16 protein-coding genes are annotated in these 17,689 nt (G+C 63.4%); 10 read left to right on the forward strand and 6 right to left on the reverse strand.

The window, feature by feature from the left end:
* Window positions 1-28: 28 nt before the first annotated feature.
* The 4 genes from ACLEJU_RS03975 to ACLEJU_RS03990 all read left to right on the forward strand — a co-directional run bounded on the left by ACLEJU_RS03975 (window position 29) and on the right by ACLEJU_RS03990 (window position 2,045).
* Window positions 29-307, forward strand: coding sequence for a BrnT family toxin (locus tag ACLEJU_RS03975; RefSeq protein ID WP_435425497.1), 279 nt, complete (start codon window positions 29-31; stop codon window positions 305-307).
* Window positions 285-539 (forward strand): BrnA antitoxin family protein, encoded by a 255-nt coding sequence (locus ACLEJU_RS03980; RefSeq protein ID WP_435425496.1) that lies wholly within the window; start codon window positions 285-287, stop codon window positions 537-539. The genes ACLEJU_RS03975 and ACLEJU_RS03980 overlap by 23 nt, the downstream gene beginning before the upstream one ends.
* A 77-nt stretch (window positions 540-616) precedes the next feature.
* Window positions 617-1,012 (forward strand): transcriptional regulator, encoded by a 396-nt coding sequence (locus tag ACLEJU_RS03985; RefSeq protein ID WP_435425495.1) that lies wholly within the window; start codon window positions 617-619, stop codon window positions 1,010-1,012.
* 106 nt (window positions 1,013-1,118) lie between these two features.
* Window positions 1,119-2,045 (forward strand): DMT family transporter, encoded by a 927-nt coding sequence (locus ACLEJU_RS03990; protein ID WP_435425494.1) that lies wholly within the window; start codon window positions 1,119-1,121, stop codon window positions 2,043-2,045.
* On the opposite strand, the gene ACLEJU_RS03995 is transcribed toward ACLEJU_RS03990, so the two are convergent.
* A complete protein-coding gene (locus ACLEJU_RS03995; RefSeq protein ID WP_435425493.1) occupies window positions 2,042-3,214 on the reverse strand; it encodes an MFS transporter in 1,173 nt (390 codons plus the stop codon). The genes ACLEJU_RS03990 and ACLEJU_RS03995 overlap by 4 nt on opposite strands.
* A 106-nt stretch (window positions 3,215-3,320) precedes the next feature.
* Here ACLEJU_RS03995 and ptrR point away from each other — a divergent pair, with 106 nt between their 5' ends.
* Together ptrR and ACLEJU_RS04005 are read left to right on the forward strand one after the other, a co-directional pair.
* A complete protein-coding gene (gene ptrR, locus ACLEJU_RS04000) occupies window positions 3,321-4,214 on the forward strand; it encodes a putrescine utilization regulator PtrR (protein WP_435425492.1) in 894 nt (297 codons plus the stop codon).
* Window positions 4,215-4,338: 124 nt separating this feature from the next.
* Complete coding sequence (locus ACLEJU_RS04005) at window positions 4,339-4,467, forward strand: PA1414 family protein (protein ID WP_256215799.1); 129 nt, start codon at window positions 4,339-4,341, stop codon at window positions 4,465-4,467.
* Between the two features lie 64 nt (window positions 4,468-4,531).
* On the opposite strand, the gene ACLEJU_RS04010 is transcribed toward ACLEJU_RS04005, so the two are convergent.
* Window positions 4,532-5,911, reverse strand: a complete 1,380-nt coding sequence (locus tag ACLEJU_RS04010; RefSeq protein ID WP_435425491.1) for a sodium:solute symporter — start codon at window positions 5,909-5,911, stop codon at window positions 4,532-4,534.
* A 263-nt stretch (window positions 5,912-6,174) separates the two neighbouring features.
* Entirely contained in the window at window positions 6,175-7,125 is a 951-nt protein-coding gene (speB, locus tag ACLEJU_RS04015) for an agmatinase (protein ID WP_008090804.1), read from the reverse strand.
* Between the two features lie 223 nt (window positions 7,126-7,348).
* On the opposite strand from speB, the gene ACLEJU_RS04020 reads away from it, so the two are divergent.
* The 3 genes from ACLEJU_RS04020 (at window position 7,349) to ACLEJU_RS04030 (ending at window position 10,644) form a co-directional block, all read left to right on the forward strand.
* A complete protein-coding gene (locus ACLEJU_RS04020; protein ID WP_294341111.1) occupies window positions 7,349-8,242 on the forward strand; it encodes a LysR family transcriptional regulator in 894 nt (297 codons plus the stop codon).
* Window positions 8,243-8,375: 133 nt separating this feature from the next.
* On the forward strand, window positions 8,376-9,941 hold the full coding sequence (locus ACLEJU_RS04025) for a methyl-accepting chemotaxis protein (protein ID WP_435425402.1): 1,566 nt from the start codon (window positions 8,376-8,378) through the stop codon (window positions 9,939-9,941).
* Window positions 9,942-10,044: 103 nt separating this feature from the next.
* Window positions 10,045-10,644: a tRNA-uridine aminocarboxypropyltransferase gene (locus ACLEJU_RS04030; protein WP_435425403.1), complete on the forward strand. Its 600-nt coding sequence runs from the start codon at window positions 10,045-10,047 to the stop codon at window positions 10,642-10,644.
* Window positions 10,645-10,660: 16 nt separating this feature from the next.
* Here the strand turns inward: ACLEJU_RS04030 and ACLEJU_RS04035 are convergent, their stop codons facing one another.
* The 3 genes from ACLEJU_RS04035 to ACLEJU_RS04045 form a co-directional block, all read right to left on the reverse strand.
* On the reverse strand, window positions 10,661-12,013 hold the full coding sequence (locus ACLEJU_RS04035) for an HlyD family type I secretion periplasmic adaptor subunit (protein WP_435425404.1): 1,353 nt from the start codon (window positions 12,011-12,013) through the stop codon (window positions 10,661-10,663).
* Between the two features lie 9 nt (window positions 12,014-12,022).
* Window positions 12,023-14,158, reverse strand: a complete 2,136-nt coding sequence (locus tag ACLEJU_RS04040) for a type I secretion system permease/ATPase (RefSeq protein ID WP_435425407.1) — start codon at window positions 14,156-14,158, stop codon at window positions 12,023-12,025.
* Between the two features lie 75 nt (window positions 14,159-14,233).
* Entirely contained in the window at window positions 14,234-15,607 is a 1,374-nt protein-coding gene (locus tag ACLEJU_RS04045) for a TolC family outer membrane protein (RefSeq protein WP_435425405.1), read from the reverse strand.
* A gap of 468 nt (window positions 15,608-16,075) precedes the next feature.
* On the opposite strand from ACLEJU_RS04045, the gene ACLEJU_RS04050 reads away from it, so the two are divergent.
* Window positions 16,076-17,689: retention module-containing protein (locus ACLEJU_RS04050; protein ID WP_440776671.1), on the forward strand; the 1,614-nt coding region annotated here is incomplete at its 3' end.

Raw genomic sequence — 17,689 nt, forward strand, 5'->3', positions numbered from 1 at the left:
ATGTACACATGTAAATACAGAGCGTCCCATGTTCTTTGAATGGGACGATGCGAAGAACCAGGCCAACATCCGCAAGCATGGTATCGACTTCAGCGATGTTCCAGATATGTTCAATCATCCCTTGCTGACTCGCCGGGATCGTTGCCTGGATTATTGCGAGGAGCGTTGGGTCAGCCTCGGTTGGCTGAAGTCCTTGCTGGGTGTGGTCGTGTATACGGAGCGGGAGGGTGATGTCATCCGCATCATCTCCGCACGCAGAGCCACCAGGTGGGAGGCCAAGCTTTATGACCAAAGCATCGAAAACTGATTGGAGCCGGTTGGCTCAAATGGACGACAAGGACATTGATACCTCGGATATTCCGGAGCTGGGAGAGGACTTTTTCCGCGAGGCCGAATTACGGGTTCCAGCAAAGCAGACGGTGACCATACGCCTGGACTCGGATGTTCTTTCCTGGTTCAAGGAGCAGGGCGCGGGTTACCAGACGCGGATCAACCAGTTGCTGCGGCAATACATGCAAGCGCAACAACGCCAGCGCTGAGTTCTTTCTGAACGCTCGATACTTTAAGCGGGTCCCAACCTGTGTACCCCCTTCGTCCACAGCAGGAGGCCATCTCCATGAGCAGCACCTACGACTGGGACCTGATCGAGCGTTTGCTGCACGAGGTGCAGAACAGTGCCGGTCACAGCTTCACGCCACGCCCCTATGCCGAACAGCACGCTGCGGCGCTGGCCGCCGAAGGGCAGCCGGTGGGTGACATCGACCACCTGAAAACCCGCGCCTGCGAGTACGAAAAGCTGCTGTTCGAGCGCGGCTTCATCGAAAGCCGGGAACCGGAGGAGGGCGGCAATGGCGAAAACTTCGTGCTCACCGAGCGCGGCTCGCGCTTGCTCAGCCTGATCGACAGCAGCATCCCGGGCTTCGAGCACCCGCGTCAGGTACTGGATGAGCAGGAAGATGCGCTGGACGAAACCACCTTCGAGCAGGTGTCGGCCAAGGCACAGATCGCTTGAGGTCGTTTTGAGGGTGGCAAGGGCGGGCGGGGAAACCCGATAATCGGTGTTCCTTGACCACTGCCGAGCCTTTGCCGATGCCCTCGACCACTCAAAAGGCCCGCCCATGAGCGCGGCCCGCAAGAACCCCGACGCCTTTGCCTTCCAGGTGATGTTGGGCCTGTGCCTGATCTGGGGCTGCCAGCAGGTGCTGATCAAGACCGCGGCGGTGGATATCGCGCCGGTGATGCAGGCAGCCCTGCGCAACTGCATCGCTGCTGTGCTGGTGGGGTTGATGATCTGCTGGCGTGGTGGCTGGGAACAGGTGGGCAACACCTGGCGGGCCGGGCTCGTGGCCGGCGGGTTGTTCGGGCTGGAATTCCTGTTCATCGCCGAGGGCCTGAAGCTGACCTCGGCGGCGCACATGTCGGTGTTCCTCTACACGGCGCCGGTGTTCACCGCACTTGGCCTGCACTTCATGCTCCCCAGCGAACGGCTGCGGTTGCTGCAGTGGCTGGGGATCTTGCTGGCTTTTGCCGGGATTGCGTTGGCATTCGCGGGAGGCATGTCATTCGCCGAGATGGATGGGCGCATGCTGCTAGGCGATGCCTTCGGCGTGCTCGCCGGGCTGGCCTGGGGCGCGACCACGGTGGTGGTACGTGGCTCGCGCCTTTCCGAAGCACCGGCGACCCTGACCTTGTTCTATCAACTGGCGGTGGGGTTTGCCGGGTTGCTGTTGATCGCCCTGCTCAGCGGGCAGATCGTCGATGTGACCTTGACGCCGCTGGCGGTGGGTAGCGTGCTGTTCCAGGGCATCGTGGTCTCGTTCATCAGTTACCTGACCTGGTTCTGGTTGTTGCGCAAGTACCTGGCCTCCAACCTGGCGGTGTTTTCGTTCATCACGCCGCTGTTCGGGGTGACGTTCGGCGTGGTGTTGCTGGGTGAGCCGTTGAGTGCGAATTTCGTGATCGGTGCATTGATGGTATTGCTCGGCGTGATTCTGGTAAGTGCCGAGCCCTGGGTGAAGCAGCAACTGCGCAAGTGGGTAGGTTAAGCGGTGGTCTGAGGTGCAGCCTGGCAACCCTGAAGGCTGCGCCCGCCGATCAGCACAAGCATGCCCGCCACTCCCAGGCCGATGGCAGCCAGCACCAGTGCGGGTTGCAAACTCCCGCTGTAATGGTTGCTCAGCGCCGCCAGCAATGGCCCACTCAGCTGCCCCAGGGCAAAGCATGCGGTCAGCAGCCCGGCATTGCGCTGTGTGGCGTGCGGCGCCAGTTCCCTTGAGCGCTGCATCACCAGTTGCATGCACGCCAGGAATGGCCCGCCGCACAGCACCACGCCCAGTGCCAGGCCTACGCCACCGCCCATCAGGCAGGCCAGTACCCCCAAGCCTTGCAACCACAGGGTGACCATCAGCCAGGCCGAAGTACGGCCTGCCCGACGCAGGCTCACCAGCACCACACCGAGCGCCGCCGCCAGACCGAACGCCGGCCAGAACAGGTCGGCCATCCAGTTGCCGTGAAACTGCTGGTTGGCCATCTGCGACAGGAAGGTGGCCGGCAGGATGTAGCCCACGCCGTACAGGGCATAGACCAGGCCCAGTCGAGCAATGCCGACGCTGCGGGTCGGGCCCGGCTGCGCGGCGGCGGGCACCACTGCAGGTTGCAGGGCGCGAGGCAGCCAGGGGCGCACGGCCAGCAGCATGACCAGGGCCGCAACGGCATAGACCAGCCAGAGTGCCGCCGAACCCAGCCCCAGCAGATGCGCAGCCAATGCCAGCAAACCAGTCAGCGCAATACCCAGCCCGGGCCCGGCAAACACCATAGCCCCAAGGCGCTGGCGGTTGCGGGCATTGGCCACTTGCTGGCTGAGGCTGGTGATCATTACCAGCACCCAGGCACTGGCCACACCGGTCCCGAAGCGCAGCAGCAAATGGCTCCAGAAGCCGTCCGCAGCCCAGGAGGCCAAGGTCAGCAGCACGCACAACCACAGGCCCCCGTGCAGGCGCAGTTTCACCTGGTTCGGCCGACGGGCGCACATGGCGTCCACGGCGCCGAGTAAGTAGCCCAGGTAGTTGGCTGCCGCCACCAGCCCGGCGGCGGTCAGGTCGAACTGGCCTTCGGCGATCACTTGCGGCAGTTGCGGGGTAAGGGCGAAGCGGCCAATGCCCATGGCCATCATCAGGGCTAAGGCGCTGGCCAGCAATTGAGCGAACGGCGACATGAAGACTCTCCTGCGCGAATCAATGCGATGGATGGCAGGTTATGGTGAGTTGACTTTCAATAAAATTGAATAATGATGATCAAGTTGTTCTGTTTTGGAGAATGTCATGGAGTTCAGTCAACTGCGCATCTTCCAGGCGGTCGCCGAGGAGGGCTCGGTAACCCGCGCCGCCGAGCGGCTGCACCGGGTGCCGTCGAACCTGTCGACGCGCCTGCGTCAGCTCGAGGAGCAGCTTGGGGTGGAGCTGTTCCTGCGTGAACGTCAGCGCCTGCAGCTGTCACCCGCCGGCAAGGTGCTGCTGGATTACGCCAGCCGCCTTTCGGCCCTGCGTGACGAAGCCGTGGCGGCGGTGCAGGGCGGCCAGCCGGCGGGCGATTTCGCGCTGGGCACCATGTACAGCACTGCCGCGATCCACTTGCCGGCGCTGCTGGCGCGCTATCACCAGCAATACCCGGCGGTGAACCTGCAGGTACAGGCGGCCCCCAGCGGCGACCTGCTCGAAGGCCTGCTCAGCCATCGCCTGGATGCGGCACTGGTGGATGGCCCACCAAGCCTGGCCGGGCTGGATGGTGTGCCGCTGTGCGATGAAGTGCTGGTCTTGATCACCAGCCCGGAGCACCCGGCGGTGCGCAGTGCCAGGGACGTGGCGGGCAAAGCAGTATTCACCTTTCGCCAGGGCTGTTCATACCGGATGCGTCTGGAGGCCTGGTATGCCCATGACCACACGCCGATGGGGCGAGTGATGGAGATCGAGTCGTACCAGAGCATGCTGGCCTGCGTGATTGCCGGAGCGGGGGTGGCCTTGATGGCGCAATCGATGCTCGACAGCCTGCCCGGGCGTGACCGCGTGCACGCCCATCGCTTGCAGGCGCCATTCGATCACGCAGAAACCTGGCTGATGTGGCGCCAGGGCATGCGCGGGGCGAATTTGCAGGCCTGGATCGACATGCAACAAAGCGAAACGATTAACCAGTCGTCGGAATACGCCGTTTCCGCTTGATCCGGGTCAAACTAGCCCATATCTGTAGGAACAAGAGCATGCGTAGTACAGGACATCGGACTATGATCTGTATGAAACATCGCAGGATTGAATTGCCGTGAGGCTGACCCGTCAAGGGGGCATTATGAAAAACCAAATGTTCAACTGGCTCCACGACCTGGCGGTCGCTTTGGGGCTGATTCCACCACCCTTGCAGCCGGTGCCGATCCCGACTGATGAAGAGCAGCGCAAGCGCCAGCCGCGTCGTCGCTGAAATGCAAAAGGCCGCAGCATCTGTCAGATGCTGCGGCCTTTTTGTTTCTGCTCTTGTGGCCTGATCAGGCCAGCTTCACTTCACCCACCGGCTTGCGCGACATCACGCTCACCAGCACGAAGCTCACCAGGCCAACCGCCAGGCTGTAGTAGATCGGCGTGTTGGCATCCAGCCCGTCCTTGAACATGAAGAACAGTGCGGTGGCAAAGCCCAGCGACATGCTGGCGATGGCGCCTGCGGTGGTGGCGCGCTTCCAGAAGATCGCACCGATCAGCGGGATCAGCATGCCGCCAACCAGCAGGTTGTAGGCCAGGGTCAGGGCACTGATCACATCGTTCACCGCCAGGGCGATGCCCAGCACTACCAAGCCGGTGATCAGGGTGAACAGGCGGCTGACGCCCAGGCTCGACTGCTTGCCGCCACGCAGCTTGGGCAGCAGGTCTTCGGTCAGGGTGGTCGAGGCCGCCAGCAGGCCGGCACTGGCAGTCGACATCATGGCCGCCAGGGCTGCCGCCATCAGCAGGCCACGAATGCCTTCCGGCAGCTGGCCTTTGATCATCTCGGCAAAGGCATTGTTCGGGTTGGCCAGGTCCGGCATCAGGACATGGGCGGACATGCCGATCAGCGCGCACGCCAGGCCGTACAGCACGCAGTACACACCTGCGGTGGTGCCGGCGCGCTGGCAGACCTTCTCGTCACGGGCAGTGAAAACCCGCTGCCAGATGTCCTGGCCGATCAGGATGCCGAAGAAGTAGATCAGGAAGTAGGTGATGATGGTGTCCCAGCCGATGGTGGTCCAGCTGAAGCTGGCCGCCGGCAGCTTGGCTACCAAGGTGTCCCAGCCACCGGCCTTGTACAGGCACACCGGCAGCAGGATGAACATCAGGCCAACGGTCTTGATGACGAACTGGACGATGTCGGTCAGGGTCAGCGACCACATGCCGCCGATGGTCGAATAGACCACCACCACTCCGCCGCCGAGCAGCAGCGACGCCCAGAACGGCAGGTCGAGCAGTACTTGCAGGACGGTGGCCATGGCCAGGGTGGAGGTCACGCCGATCATCAGCGCATAGGCCAGCATGATGGCCGCGCTGGCCTGACGGGCCATCGGGTTGTAACGACGTTCCAGCACCTGGGTGACGGTGAAGATCTTCAGGCGCAGCAGCGGCTTGGCGAGGAACAGGTTGAGGGCGATGATGCCCAGGCCCAGGGCGGCACAGAGCCAGAAACCGGAGATGCCGTGGACGTAGCCCAGGCGTACGGTGCCGACGGTGGAGGCGCCGCCGAGCACGGTGGTGGCCATGGTGCCCATATACAGGGTCGGGCCAAGGTTGCGCCCGGCTACCAGGTAGTCTTCCTGGGTTTTCGCGCGCCGCATGCCATACCAGCCCAGCCCTAGCATGCCGACGGTATAGATCATTACAACAATGATGTCCAAGGCCATTGGGGGTCTCCCGATTATCTTTATTATGGCGAGATCGACCGCGCAGGCGTGTTCACGGCGCCCGGCGGTCTTGTCTTGTGTTGGCGGGCCTCTATGGCCCTCCCTCATGGCTCCTGCCGGGGTCTGTAGGAGCGGCCTTGCGTCGCGAAAGGGCCGCGCAGCGGCCCCAGCAATCTATGCGGTGCCGCCAAAATCCGGGGGCCGCTTTGCGGCCCTTTCGCGACACAAGGCCGCTCCTACAAGGGTGTTGCAAATGCCGGCGGTCAGCGACGCACGACGCCCGGTAGCACGCAGAGCATCTCGAACAACAGGTTGGCGCCGAGCAGCGAAGTGTTGCCGGTGGTGTCGTAAGGCGGGGAGACTTCAACCAGGTCACAGCCGATCAGGTCCAGGCCGTGGCAGCCGCGAATGATCTCCATCGCCTGGATGGTGGTCAAGCCGCCAATTTCCGGGGTGCCTGTGCCTGGGGCCCAGGCCGGGTCGATACCGTCGATGTCGAACGACAGGTACACCGGGCCACCGCCGACCTTTTCACGCACTTCGGCCATCAGCGGTTCCAGCGACTTGTGCCAGCACTCTTCGGCCTGGACCACGCGGAAGCCCTGACGGCGGCTCCAGTTGAAGTCATCGGCGGTGTAGCCCTGGGCGCGCAGGCCGATCTGCACCACGCGGTCGCAATCGAGCAGGCCTTCTTCCACGGCGCGGCGGAAGGTGGTGCCGTGGGCGATCTTCTCGCCGAACATGTGGTCGTTGACGTCGGCGTGGGCATCGATGTGCACCAGGCCGATCTTGCCGTGCTTCTTGTGCAGGGCACGCAGGATCGGCAGGGTGATGGTGTGGTCGCCACCCAAGGTCATCGGGATGACATTGTGCTCGACGATCTCGTCGTAGGCTTCTTCGATGATGCGCACGGCGTCAAGCAGGTTGAAGGTGTTGATCGCCACGTCACCGATGTCGGCCACCGACAGCGAGTCGAACGGGGCGGCACCGGTGGCCATGTTGTAGGGGCGGATCATCACTGATTCGGCGCGGATCTGGCGCGGGCCGAAACGGGTGCCGGAGCGCAGCGAGGTGCCGATGTCCAGCGGTACGCCGATGAACGCGGCGTCCAGGCCTTGGGCACTTTGCAGGTGGGGGAGACGGAGCATGGTGGCGATGCCGCCGAAACGCGGCATTTCGTTGCCGCCCAGTGGTTGGTGGAGAACTTTGTCCACGGTGGGCCTCATCAGTCGGTCGATTGTTTTGTTTGTTCGAACCTGTGCCGCCGCACGCCTATCAAGTCTGGATCGCTGGCGGGCAGGGTCATTTCGGCCAAGTCTGCGCAAGGTAGTGCGTGGGAAAAATCGCTACCGGCAAATACTTACTTCAGGAATTTCTGAACTAAGGCCGCAGGAGCGGTTAGACTGCGCGCAAATACCCCTGTGGACCCCTTGCACCATGGCCTCGACCTTGCCCGACCTGAAACTGCTGCGCATCTTCGTCAGCGTGGTGCGCCACCAGGGGTTCGCCAATGCCCAGCGCGAGCTCAACCTGTCGACCTCGGCCATCAGTACCTACATGAGCCAGCTCGAAGGTGCCTTGGGTATCGTCTTGTGCCACCGCGGCCGCGGCGGCTTCAGCCTGACCAGCAAGGGCGAGCTGTTCCACCAGGAGACACTGCGCCTGCTGGCCGAGCTGGATGGTTTCGAACAGTACGCCGCAGCGCTCAAGGGCGAGCTGCGCGGCACCCTCAACCTCGGCGTGATCGACTCCACCGTAGGCGATCGCGCACTGCCACTGGCTGAAGTGATCGGCGCCTACAGCCAGGAGCACCCGGCCGTGCACCTGCATCTGTCGGTGTCCAGCCCTTACGAACTGCAGCTGGGTGTGCAGGACAACCGCCTGGACTTGGCCATCGGCGCGTTCTCCTCGCGCATGAGCGGCCTGCTGTATCAGCCGTTGTACCGTGAGCAGCACTGGCTGTACTGCAGCAGCCGCCACCCGCTGTTCGCCGAAAGGCGCATCCCTGAGCAGGTGGTGACCCAGCAGCGCATGGTCGGGCGCGGTTACTGGAGCCAGGCCGAGCTGGCCCGGCATGGCTTCAAGCACAGCGCGGCGACGGTGGAGAGCATGGAGGCGCAGCTGATCCTGATCCTCTCTGGCGCCTATATCGGCTATCTGCCCGAACATTATGCCCAGGCGTGGGCCGACAAGGGCGACCTACGCGTGCTATCGCCGGCCACTTTCGGCTATCAGGCACCATTCTCGCTGATCATTCGCAGGGGGCGGAGCCGGGAGCCGTTGCTACAAACATTCCGGGACCTGCTCAAGAGCCAACTGTATGTCGGTTGATGGTTTGTAAATTGTCGGACAATCCGACGGTGCACGCTAAATTTATCGGCAACATGGCCGCTAACTCCTCCACGCTCTGCTAGATATTTAGTTGCGCTGTTCCCTTACTCCCATCTTCGAAGGACCGTTCAAGATGCGCATGAACTTGCCCGTCACTGAGCACGAAAGAACCTTTTCCAGCGATCAGCGCCTTATCTCCACCACGGACCTGAACAGCCGTATCACCTACTGCAACGATGCCTTCGTGGCGATTAGCGGCTTCACCTACGAGGAGTTGGTGGGCCAGCCGCACAATCTGGTGCGTCATCCCGACATGCCGCCAGCGGTTTTCGGGCATATGTGGGAGACTATCAAGCAAGGCAAGCCCTGGATGGGCGTGGTCAAGAACCGCGCCAAGAACGGCGATTACTACTGGGTCAGCGCCTATGTCACGGCGATCTACGAAAATGGCCGCGTCAGTGGCTACGAGTCGGTGCGTTCGGTGCCGACCTGCGAGCAGATTCGCCGTGCCGAAGCCCTTTACGCGCGGCTTCGCGCAGGCAAGTCAGCCGTGCCGTGGGCGGCCCGGCTCGCTCGTGGCCTGGGCCACAGCTGGCCATTGATCGGCGCAGGTCTGCTGTCGGCTGCCGGTTACCTCTGGCTGCCACCCTACGCGGCGCTGGGCATGTTGATGGCCAGCTTGCTGGTGGCCTGGTACCTGATCGAACATCAGCAAGACCAGGCAATCCGCCGCACGCTCGCGGAACACCCCAAGGCGTTCACCAGCCCCCTGGTGGCCCTGACCTACAGTGACAACCCCGGCCTGCAGGGCCAGCTCGACCTGGCCATCATCAGCGAAGAGGCGCGCCTGCAGACCGCGCTGACCCGACTGGTGGATGCCGGCGTCGGGGTGAAGTCGCGTGCCGCGCAATCGGCCGACCTGTCCGATGCCCAGGCACAGATGCTCGACCGCCAGCGCAGCGAGACCGACCAGTCGGCCACGGCCATCGCGCAGATGGCCGCGACCATCCAGGAGGTCACCCACAACGTACAAAGCACCGCCCATGCCGCCGGTGACGCCGATCAGCTGGCCCAGCACGGCAGCGAGCTGGCGCAGCAGAGCTTGAAAGCCATGGGCAGCATGAGCGAGGCGGTCAGTGACATCGGCCAGGCGGTCAATGCCCTGGCCGAGCAGACCCAGTCGATCGGCAGTGTGGTCGACGTGATCACCTCGATTGCCGAGCAGACCAACCTGCTGGCGCTCAACGCCGCGATCGAGGCAGCCCGGGCTGGTGAGCAGGGCAGGGGCTTTGCCGTGGTCGCCGACGAGGTGCGCTCACTGGCCCGGCGCACGCGCGACTCCACCGACGAGATTCACCAGATCATCGCCTCGCTGCGTGCCGGCGCCGAGCGGGCGGTGAGCACCGCCAGCCGCGGCGAGCAGATTTCGCGAGACAGCGTGCACAGTGTCGAGGCGGTGCAGGCGGCGCTGGCCGGGATCGCCCAGGCGGTCAGCCGCATTACCGGCATGAGCCAACAGATGGCCACGGCCTCGGAGCAGCAGAGCCATGTGGCCGAGGACATCAACCAGCAGATCGTGCGCATTGCCCAGCTGTGCGACCAGAGCGCAGGGCAGGCCAAGCAGGGGGCCGAGATCAGCCAAGACCTGGAGCGGATGGCCGAATACCTGCATAGCCTGGCGGAGCGGTTCAACCGATAGATTTACGCTTGCAGGCCCATTCGCGGGCTAGACCCGCGAAAGGCCCGCAAAGCGGGCCCTAAATATCAGCCTGTGGCAAAATACTCCGCCAACGGAGATCCTCATGCCCAGACCCCGCTGCGAACGCTGCCAGCGCCCGCTCGACCATTGCCTCTGCCCGGTGATTCCCAGCCTCGACAGCCGTACCCGGGTGATCCTGCTGCAGCACCCCAGTGAAACCGCCCATGCGCTGAACACTGCCCGCCTCGCTGCCCTCGGTCTGGTCAATGCCGAACTGCGGGTCGGCGAAGTCTTCGCTGATCTTGCCGAATTGTTGGCGACCCCAGGTTATCGCCCCGTGCTGCTGTTCCCCGGTGAGCAGGCGCAAGCGCTGACAGCCTACGGCGAAGCGGACGACAGGCCGTTCATGTTGATCGTCCCCGACGGCACCTGGCGCAAGGCACGCAAGCTGCTGTACCTGAACCCGCTGCTGGAGGCGCTTCCCAAGGTGACGCTGGCACAAGTGGCACCTTCACGCTACCGCCTGCGCAAGGCGCCGGAGCCGGGAGCGGTGTCGACCATCGAGGCGGTGGTGCAAGCGTTGAACGTGCTGGAGCAACCATCGAACTTCGATGATCTGCTGAAGCCGTTCGAGGTGTTGATCGAAGGGCAGATCAAGGCCATGGGCGCCGAGACCTTCAACCGAAATCATGGAAAAGGCTAAGGCCAGCTAGGGATACTCACCTTTCCCGTAACGCCTCGGTCCGGGCCTTGAGCACCGGCTTGAGCAGATAATCCAGCACACTTTTCTGCCCGGTGATGATATCCACCGTGGCTACCATCCCGGGGATGATCAGCAGCGGCTTGTTGTCCCCGCCCAGATGGTTTTTCTCGGTCCGCACCTGGATCAGGTAGAACGCATTGCCCTTGTCGTCGGTGACGGTGTCGGCGCTGATCAGCTCCAGCTTGGCCTTGAGCCCGCCGTAGATGGTGTAGTCGTAGGCACTGAACTTGACCATCGCCGGTTGCCCCGGGTGCAGGAAGGCCACGTCTTGCGGGCGCACCTTGGCCTCGATCAGCAGGTTGTCCTCGATCGGCACGATTTCCACCAGATCGCTGCCCGGCTGCACCACGCCGCCGATGGTGTTGACCTTGAGCAGCTTGACGATGCCGCGCACCGGCGAAACCACGGTGGTGCGGTTGACCCGGTCATCAATGGCGATGCTGGTGGCGGTGATTTTGGACAGCTCGGTGCGCTTGTCATTCAGCTCCTTGGCTGCGTCAGAGCGGAAGCTGGCGTCGGACTCTTCAATCTTGCTTTTGATCTCGGCGATCGCCGCCTCGGCGCGGGGTATGGCCAGGCTGGTGGCATTGAGCTGGCCGCGGGCTTCCACGGTGCGTTGCTTGAGGCGCAGGATCTCCACCGGGGAAATGGCGCCTTTGCTCACCAGCGGCGCCGACATGTCTGTCTCCTGTTGCAACAGCGCCACGGCCGAGCGGTACTGATCGACTTTGGAGCGGAACTCGGCCAGCTCCTGGTTTTTCTGCCGCAGCTGTTCGTTGAGGGTCTGTTTTTCGCTGGCCAGGCGCCGTTGGCGCGAGCCGTACAGGGCCGTCTCGTCTTCGGCGACCTGGGGCGCCTTGTTGCGTACTTCGTCCGAGAGCACGAACGGGCGGCCTTCGGCTTCCGCCGACAGGCGTTCGACCTGGGCGGTCAGGGCATAACGGTCGGCTTCGCTTTCGCCTTTGTTGGACTTGAACCGGGTGTCGTCCAGGCGTAGCAGGGTAGCGCCTTTCTCGACCATCTGGCCTTCACGCACGAAGATCTCGGTGACAATACCGCCTTCGAGGTTCTGCACCACTTGTACCTTGCTCGACGGGATCGCCTTGCCTTCGCCAACCGTCACTTCGTCGAGCACCGCCAGGCTGGCCCAGACCAGTGCCACCAGCAACAGCGCGGCGGCCAGCCACACGGTCAGGCGCGACAGGCGTGGCGAGTCCTGCAGGGTGGCGCCGGCCAGTTCCGGCATGTAGTCGCGTTCGGCCCGTTTGTCGGTGCCATGGCTGCTGCGTACGTTTTGCATGAGAGGCATGGTGAGCTCCTACAGGGCCGAGCCGATACGGCCCTTGCGCAGGGCGTCGACAACCGCATCCTTCGGCCCGTCGGCGACGATCTTGCCGTTGTCGAGCACTACCAGCCGGTCGACCAGGCTGAGCATCGAGGTGCGGTGGGTGACCAGCAGCACGGTCTTGCCCGGCACCCAACTCAGCAGGCGCTGGCGCAGTTGCTCTTCGCTGCTGTTGTCCATGTGGCTGGTGGGTTCGTCGAGGATCAGGATCGGCGGCTCCAGCAGCAGCGCACGGGCCAGCAGCACCGCCTGGCGCTGGCCGCCGGAGAGCAGCTGGCCGCGTTCGCCCACCGGGCGGTCGAAGCCGTTCGGGTGATGCCGGGCCAGCTCGCTGACGCCGGTCAGTTCGGCCACTTCGAGCATGCGCGCATCGCTGATGTGGCGCGCGCCCAGGGTCAGATTGTCGCGCAGGCTGCCGGCCAGTAGCGGCAGGTCGTGGGCTACGTAGCCGATCTGGCTGCGCAGGTCGGCGATGTCCAGCTGGCGCAGGTCGAGGTTGTCGAGCAGCACCTGGCCTTCGTCGGGGTGATGGAAGCCCATCAGCTGGCGCCCGAGGGTGCTCTTGCCCGAGCCGCTGCGGCCGATGATGCCTATGCGTTCGCCGGGGGTGATGGTCAGGTTCACATCGTGCAGTGCCGGGCTCACTTGCCCTGGGTAACGGAAGGTGATGTGGCTCAGCGCCAGGCCACCCTTGAGCGTGGTGTGCTCCAGGGCCTGCTGGTCGAGCTGTCGTTCCTGGGGCAGGGCCATCAGCGCGTCGGTACTGCGCATGGTCAGCTGTGCCTGCTGGTAGCGGGTGATCAGCCCGGCGATCTGGCCGAGCGGGGCGAGCACCCGACTGCCGAGCATGTAGCTGGCGACCAGGGCGCCGACGCTGAGGTTGCCGGCGATGATGCTGTACACCCCGGCAACGATGGTCGCCATGCCGCAGAACTGCTGGATGAACAGCGTGCCGTTGCTGGCCAGCGACGACAGGTTGCGGGCATGGGCGTCGAGGCGGGCGATGGCGGCGTTGGTGTGCTCCCACTGGTACTGGCGTTCGCTTTCGGCGCCGCAGGCCTTGAGGGTTTCCAGGCCGCCCAAAGTTTCGATCAGCAGGGCCTGGCGCACGGCACCGAGGCTCAGGCTTTTCTGCACGGTGTCGCGCAGGCGGGCCTGGATGATCAGGGCAAAACCCACCGCCAGCGGGAAGGCGATCAGCGGGATCAGTACCAGCCAGCCACCGAGCAGGCCGATCACCAGCAGCATCAGGGCCACGAAGGGCAGGTCGATGATGCTGGTCAGGGTGACCGCAGTGAGAAATTCACGCAGGCCCTGGAAGTCATGAATGCTCTGGGCGAAACCACCGATGGTGGCGGGCTTGGCCTTCATGGCCATGCCGGTGATGCGCTCGAACAGGGTGGCGGAGAGGATCAGGTCGGTCTTCTTGCCGGCCTGGTCCAACAGGTGGGCGCGGACCATGCGCAGCACCAGTTCGAAGGCGGTGCCGATGAACAGGCCGGCAACTAGCACCCACAAGGTCGACAGCGCCTGGTTGGGCACCACGCGGTCGTAGGTCTGCATGACGAACAGTGGCACCATCAGACCGAGCAGGTTGATCAGCAGGCTGGCCAGCAGGGCGTCGCCGTACAGCCAGCGGGAATGGCGCAGGGTGTCGCGGAACCAGGCGTTGACCCGCGGTAGCAGCGGTGAGCGCACGTCTTCCAGGGTATGGCGTGGGCGTGCGAACAGGGCGTTGCCGCTGTAGGCCTGTTGCAGCGCTACACGTTCGACCCATTGCTCGCCGCCTTCAGCTTCGCAGGGCAGGATCAGCGCGCGGCCGTCATCGCCCCAGCGTTGCAATACCGCGCTGCGGCCATTGTCGAGCAACAGCAGCACGGGCAGGTTGAGCGCCGAGATGTCATCAAGCGCTCGCTCCAGCACCCGCGCTTGCAGGCCGGCACGCGCCGCAGCCCGCGGCAGCAAGTCTACGCCCAGGCGCTGCTGGGCCAGGGGCAGGCCGCTGCACAGGCTGGCTCGGCTGGCCGGGCGACCGTGCAGCCGGCACAGGATCAGCAAGCCATCGAGCAGTGGGTCATCGACATCCGGACGCGGTTGCGCGCTTTGCATACTGGTCACGATGGCCTACTCCCGCCAGGGTGGATGGGTTGCTGTGCAGGCGATCCGTGCCAGTGCGTGCGACGCTTAGCGCATCTCGGGCAATCTGGCTTCGGTCCGGACCTCGTTGTTGGCGATAGCCTCTGGTGGCAGTGAAATGCGTTGCTTGCTCAGCAGTTCACCCATGGTCGCCAGTACCCGGTACATCGAAAACTCTTCGGTGTAACGCACTTCGGTGTAACGGCGGTTGGCGTTGTACAGCTCGTTTTCGCTGTCGAGCACGTCGAGCAGGGTACGCTGGCCCAGGCCGAACTGGTCCTGATAGGCCGCGCGCACGCGTTGGGTGGTTTCGGCGTACTCACGGGCGGTCGGGGTCTGTTTGCGGGCGTTGTTCATGGCGTTCCAGGACAGGCTGAGGTTTTCGGTCAGCTCGCGCAGGGCATTGTTGCGGATGTCCAGGGCCTGGTTGATCTTGTGCGCGTCGGATTGCAGCCGGGCCTTGTCGCTGCCGCCGCGGAACAAGTTGTAGTTGAGTTCGACGCCGGCCTGCCAGTCGTTGTTGCTATGGCCCTTTTCGCCGCCGATGTTGTTGTTGGCACCGGTAGCCAGCACTGCGTCCAGTCGCGGATAGAACGGTGATTTGGCGACTTCGTACTGCTGTTCTGCGGCATTGACGTCGGCCTGGGCCGATTTCAGGTAAGGGTTGTTCTGACGCATGCCTTCGCGGGCTTCGTCGAGCGTGCCGGGTACTTCGACCTTGATCGACTGTGGGCCTTCCAGCTCGTCAGGCACGCGGCCGACCACGCTGTAGAAGTTGGCTTCGGCATCGGCGAGGTCGACTTCGGCGGTATCCAGGTTGTTTTCCGCCAGGGCGCGACGGGCGCGGGACTGGTCGAGGTCGGCGGTGCTCCCCACGCCGCGCTCGCTGCGCAGGCCGATCTGGTCGTTGACGCGCAGGTGCGCCTGCAGGTTGTTCTTGGCCAGGGTTACCAGTTCGCGGCGCTTGAGCACCTCCAGATACACCTCCACGGCGCGCAAGGCGACATCCTGGGCGACGCCCTGGGTGTAGTAGGCGCGGGAGGTTGCCACTGCCTCGGTGCGGCCCACTTCATTGGCGGTGTTGAAGCCGTCGAAGATCATCTGCCGCAACCGTAGTTCGGACTGTGTGTAATTGAGCGTTTCCTTTCTGTGGTCGCTGGTACCGTCCGGGTTGAGACCGCGGGTGTTCAGGTTGTCGGAGCGCTGGCGCCCATAACCAGCCACCAGGTCCACTGTCGGGTAGTAGCCACCACGGGCGAATTTCACGTCCTCGTCGGCCGAAAGCTTGCTGTTGCGGTTGGAACTGATCTCTGGGTGGTAATCCACGGCACTCTGGACGGCTTCGTTGAGGGACATGGCCTCAACGCTCGTACATGCCATGGCTACCAGCATTGCGCTGGCGAGGGGTGTTAGAACGCGCATGGGGCTACTTCTCCCTGGGTCACAAAAAATTCCTGCATTCGCCAATAAAATGACGATATTTATAGTTCAAACCGTTTCATGTTTGTAACAACAGAGCTAAGAACATTTAACGCGCGAGCTAAGAATATTTTTTCATAACGCCTATGCGAAAAAAAACTTATGCGGTCTATGCAAAGCAAGACATTGTTTCATTCAAGTGGATTTGCGAGTCGCTGCAAGGCGCGGCTTACAGGCACTTCAGGAAATTCCAGATTTTTTACAGCTAAGGACATGGATCGGATAGGTGAAAGCAGTATTTGGCGACAAAAAATTGGCATGCATTAACGGCCAACTTAAATAACTCCTATCGCCAAAGTAGAGCCTGAGAGAACGATTCTCACCGTTGAGATTTTTCGGACTCCTTGCCCACACCTGCCTGCGCAATGTCAGTGGCTGATGTAGCCGATCAGTTAGGGGAGGCGTGCGCTCATGGCTAAGTTAGTCGGTGTGGTCAGCAAGGTGATTGGTCAGGTTTTCGCGGTTGCCAGCGATGGCAGTCGGCGAGCCTTGATCGAAGGTGACCGCCTGTTCGCTGGCGAGCAACTGGAAACGGGGCCTGCAGGGGCCGTGGCGGTGCACCTGCAGAACGGTGCCGAGTTGACCCTGGGCCGTGACAGCAGCCTGGAGATGACCCCGGACCTGCTGGCCAGCCGGGCGCCCCATGCGCAGGGCCACGACACTGCGCCAAGCGACGCGCAACTGAGCGATGTGGAGCGCATCCAGCAGGCGATTGCCGCTGGCGACGACCCGACCCAGAGCGCCGAGCCGACCGCCGCCGGGTCAGGCAGCCCTAGTGCTACCGGGGCGCTGGGAGGTGGCCACAGTTTCGTCTTGCTCAGTGAAGTCGGTGCTCGTGTCGATCCCGTGGTTGGCTTCCCGACGGCAGGCTTCAATGGCTTTCCAGAGCTTGCCAATCGCGAAGTGGGCGGCCTCGACCCCAGCAATGGCAGTTCGCTCAACGGTCGGCCGGTTGGCGGCGGCGATGGCGGTACAGGACCTACGGAGCCGTCCATCCCGACGGTAGACGAAAATCATCCGGTAACGTTGGTGGGCCTGAACATCGCCCCTGGTGAACTGAGCCTGAACGAGGCGAATCTGCCGCTTGGCTCTGCCAGTGATGCAGCGGCCTTGACCCAGCACGGCAGCTTTACCGTGGTGGCTCAGGATGGGGTGTTCAACCTCAGTGTCGGTGGCATCAACGTGGTCACCGGTGGCGTGGTGACCGGCGTTGGCCAGTCGATCTCCACCGGGCTGGGCAACATCCTGACGATTACCGGCTACAACCCGAGCACTGGCGTGGTGAGTTACAGCTATACGCTGACTGCGACCGGGCAGCATATCGAGGACGATGGGGCCAAGTCGCTGACCGAGCACTTGCCGGTCCTGGTCAGTGACAGCGACGGTGATGTTGCCCAGGGCTCGCTGGACGTGATCATCCACGATGATGCGCCGCAGGCTTTCGCTGATGGCAGCGTGGTCACGGCGACCGAGCAGCATGTCGAACTGACCGGGAATGTGCTGACCAACGACGTGCAAGGCGCCGACCGCGTGGCCGGCGGCCCGGTGATCGCCGGTACGTTCACTGGCACCTACGGCACGCTGGTCCTGGCCGCAGACGGCTCCTACACCTACACGCTCAACCCCAATGCCCCGGACTTCATGAACCTTGGCGGTGGCGGCAATGGCGTGGAGCACTTCAGCTACACGATCAAGGACGCCGACGGCGACACCAGCACGGCGACGTTGACGCTGAACATCAGCAACCTCAACGACCCGGTCACCCTCGACGGCCTGGACGCGCAGAACGGCGAGCTGACCGTCTACGAGAAGCACCTGAGCGACGGCGCCGCGCCGGATGCGAATGCCCTGACCCAGCAAGGTACCTTCAAAGTGACGGCGGCTGACGGCCTGCTAAGCCTGAGCGTGGGGGGTATCGCCGTGGTCACTGGCGGCGTGGCTGCAGGCTTCCCGCAATCGGTAGTCACGCCGGAAGGCAACACCCTGACCATCACCGGCTACAACCCGAGCACCGGGGTGGTGAGC

The organism is Pseudomonas sp. SMN11, from assembly GCF_052041945.1.
Classification (GTDB): domain Bacteria; phylum Pseudomonadota; class Gammaproteobacteria; order Pseudomonadales; family Pseudomonadaceae; genus Aquipseudomonas.

What these genes read in the sequence shown, in the direction of transcription:
- ACLEJU_RS03975 (WP_435425497.1), top strand. Translation starts at nt 29, where the DNA reads ATGTTCTTTGAATGGGACGATGCGAAGAACCAGGCCAACATCCGCAAG.
- ACLEJU_RS03980 (WP_435425496.1), top strand. Translation starts at nt 285, where the DNA reads ATGACCAAAGCATCGAAAACTGATTGGAGCCGGTTGGCTCAAATGGAC.
- ACLEJU_RS03985 (WP_435425495.1), top strand. Translation starts at nt 617, where the DNA reads ATGAGCAGCACCTACGACTGGGACCTGATCGAGCGTTTGCTGCACGAG.
- ACLEJU_RS03990 (WP_435425494.1), top strand. Translation starts at nt 1,119, where the DNA reads ATGAGCGCGGCCCGCAAGAACCCCGACGCCTTTGCCTTCCAGGTGATG.
- ACLEJU_RS03995 (WP_435425493.1), bottom strand. Translation starts at nt 3,214, where the DNA reads ATGTCGCCGTTCGCTCAATTGCTGGCCAGCGCCTTAGCCCTGATGATG.
- ptrR (WP_435425492.1), top strand. Translation starts at nt 3,321, where the DNA reads ATGGAGTTCAGTCAACTGCGCATCTTCCAGGCGGTCGCCGAGGAGGGC.
- ACLEJU_RS04005 (WP_256215799.1), top strand. Translation starts at nt 4,339, where the DNA reads ATGAAAAACCAAATGTTCAACTGGCTCCACGACCTGGCGGTCGCTTTG.
- ACLEJU_RS04010 (WP_435425491.1), bottom strand. Translation starts at nt 5,911, where the DNA reads ATGGCCTTGGACATCATTGTTGTAATGATCTATACCGTCGGCATGCTA.
- ACLEJU_RS04020 (WP_294341111.1), top strand. Translation starts at nt 7,349, where the DNA reads ATGGCCTCGACCTTGCCCGACCTGAAACTGCTGCGCATCTTCGTCAGC.
- ACLEJU_RS04025 (WP_435425402.1), top strand. Translation starts at nt 8,376, where the DNA reads ATGCGCATGAACTTGCCCGTCACTGAGCACGAAAGAACCTTTTCCAGC.
- ACLEJU_RS04030 (WP_435425403.1), top strand. Translation starts at nt 10,045, where the DNA reads ATGCCCAGACCCCGCTGCGAACGCTGCCAGCGCCCGCTCGACCATTGC.
- ACLEJU_RS04035 (WP_435425404.1), bottom strand. Translation starts at nt 12,013, where the DNA reads ATGCCTCTCATGCAAAACGTACGCAGCAGCCATGGCACCGACAAACGG.
- ACLEJU_RS04040 (WP_435425407.1), bottom strand. Translation starts at nt 14,158, where the DNA reads ATGCAAAGCGCGCAACCGCGTCCGGATGTCGATGACCCACTGCTCGAT.
- ACLEJU_RS04045 (WP_435425405.1), bottom strand. Translation starts at nt 15,607, where the DNA reads ATGCGCGTTCTAACACCCCTCGCCAGCGCAATGCTGGTAGCCATGGCA.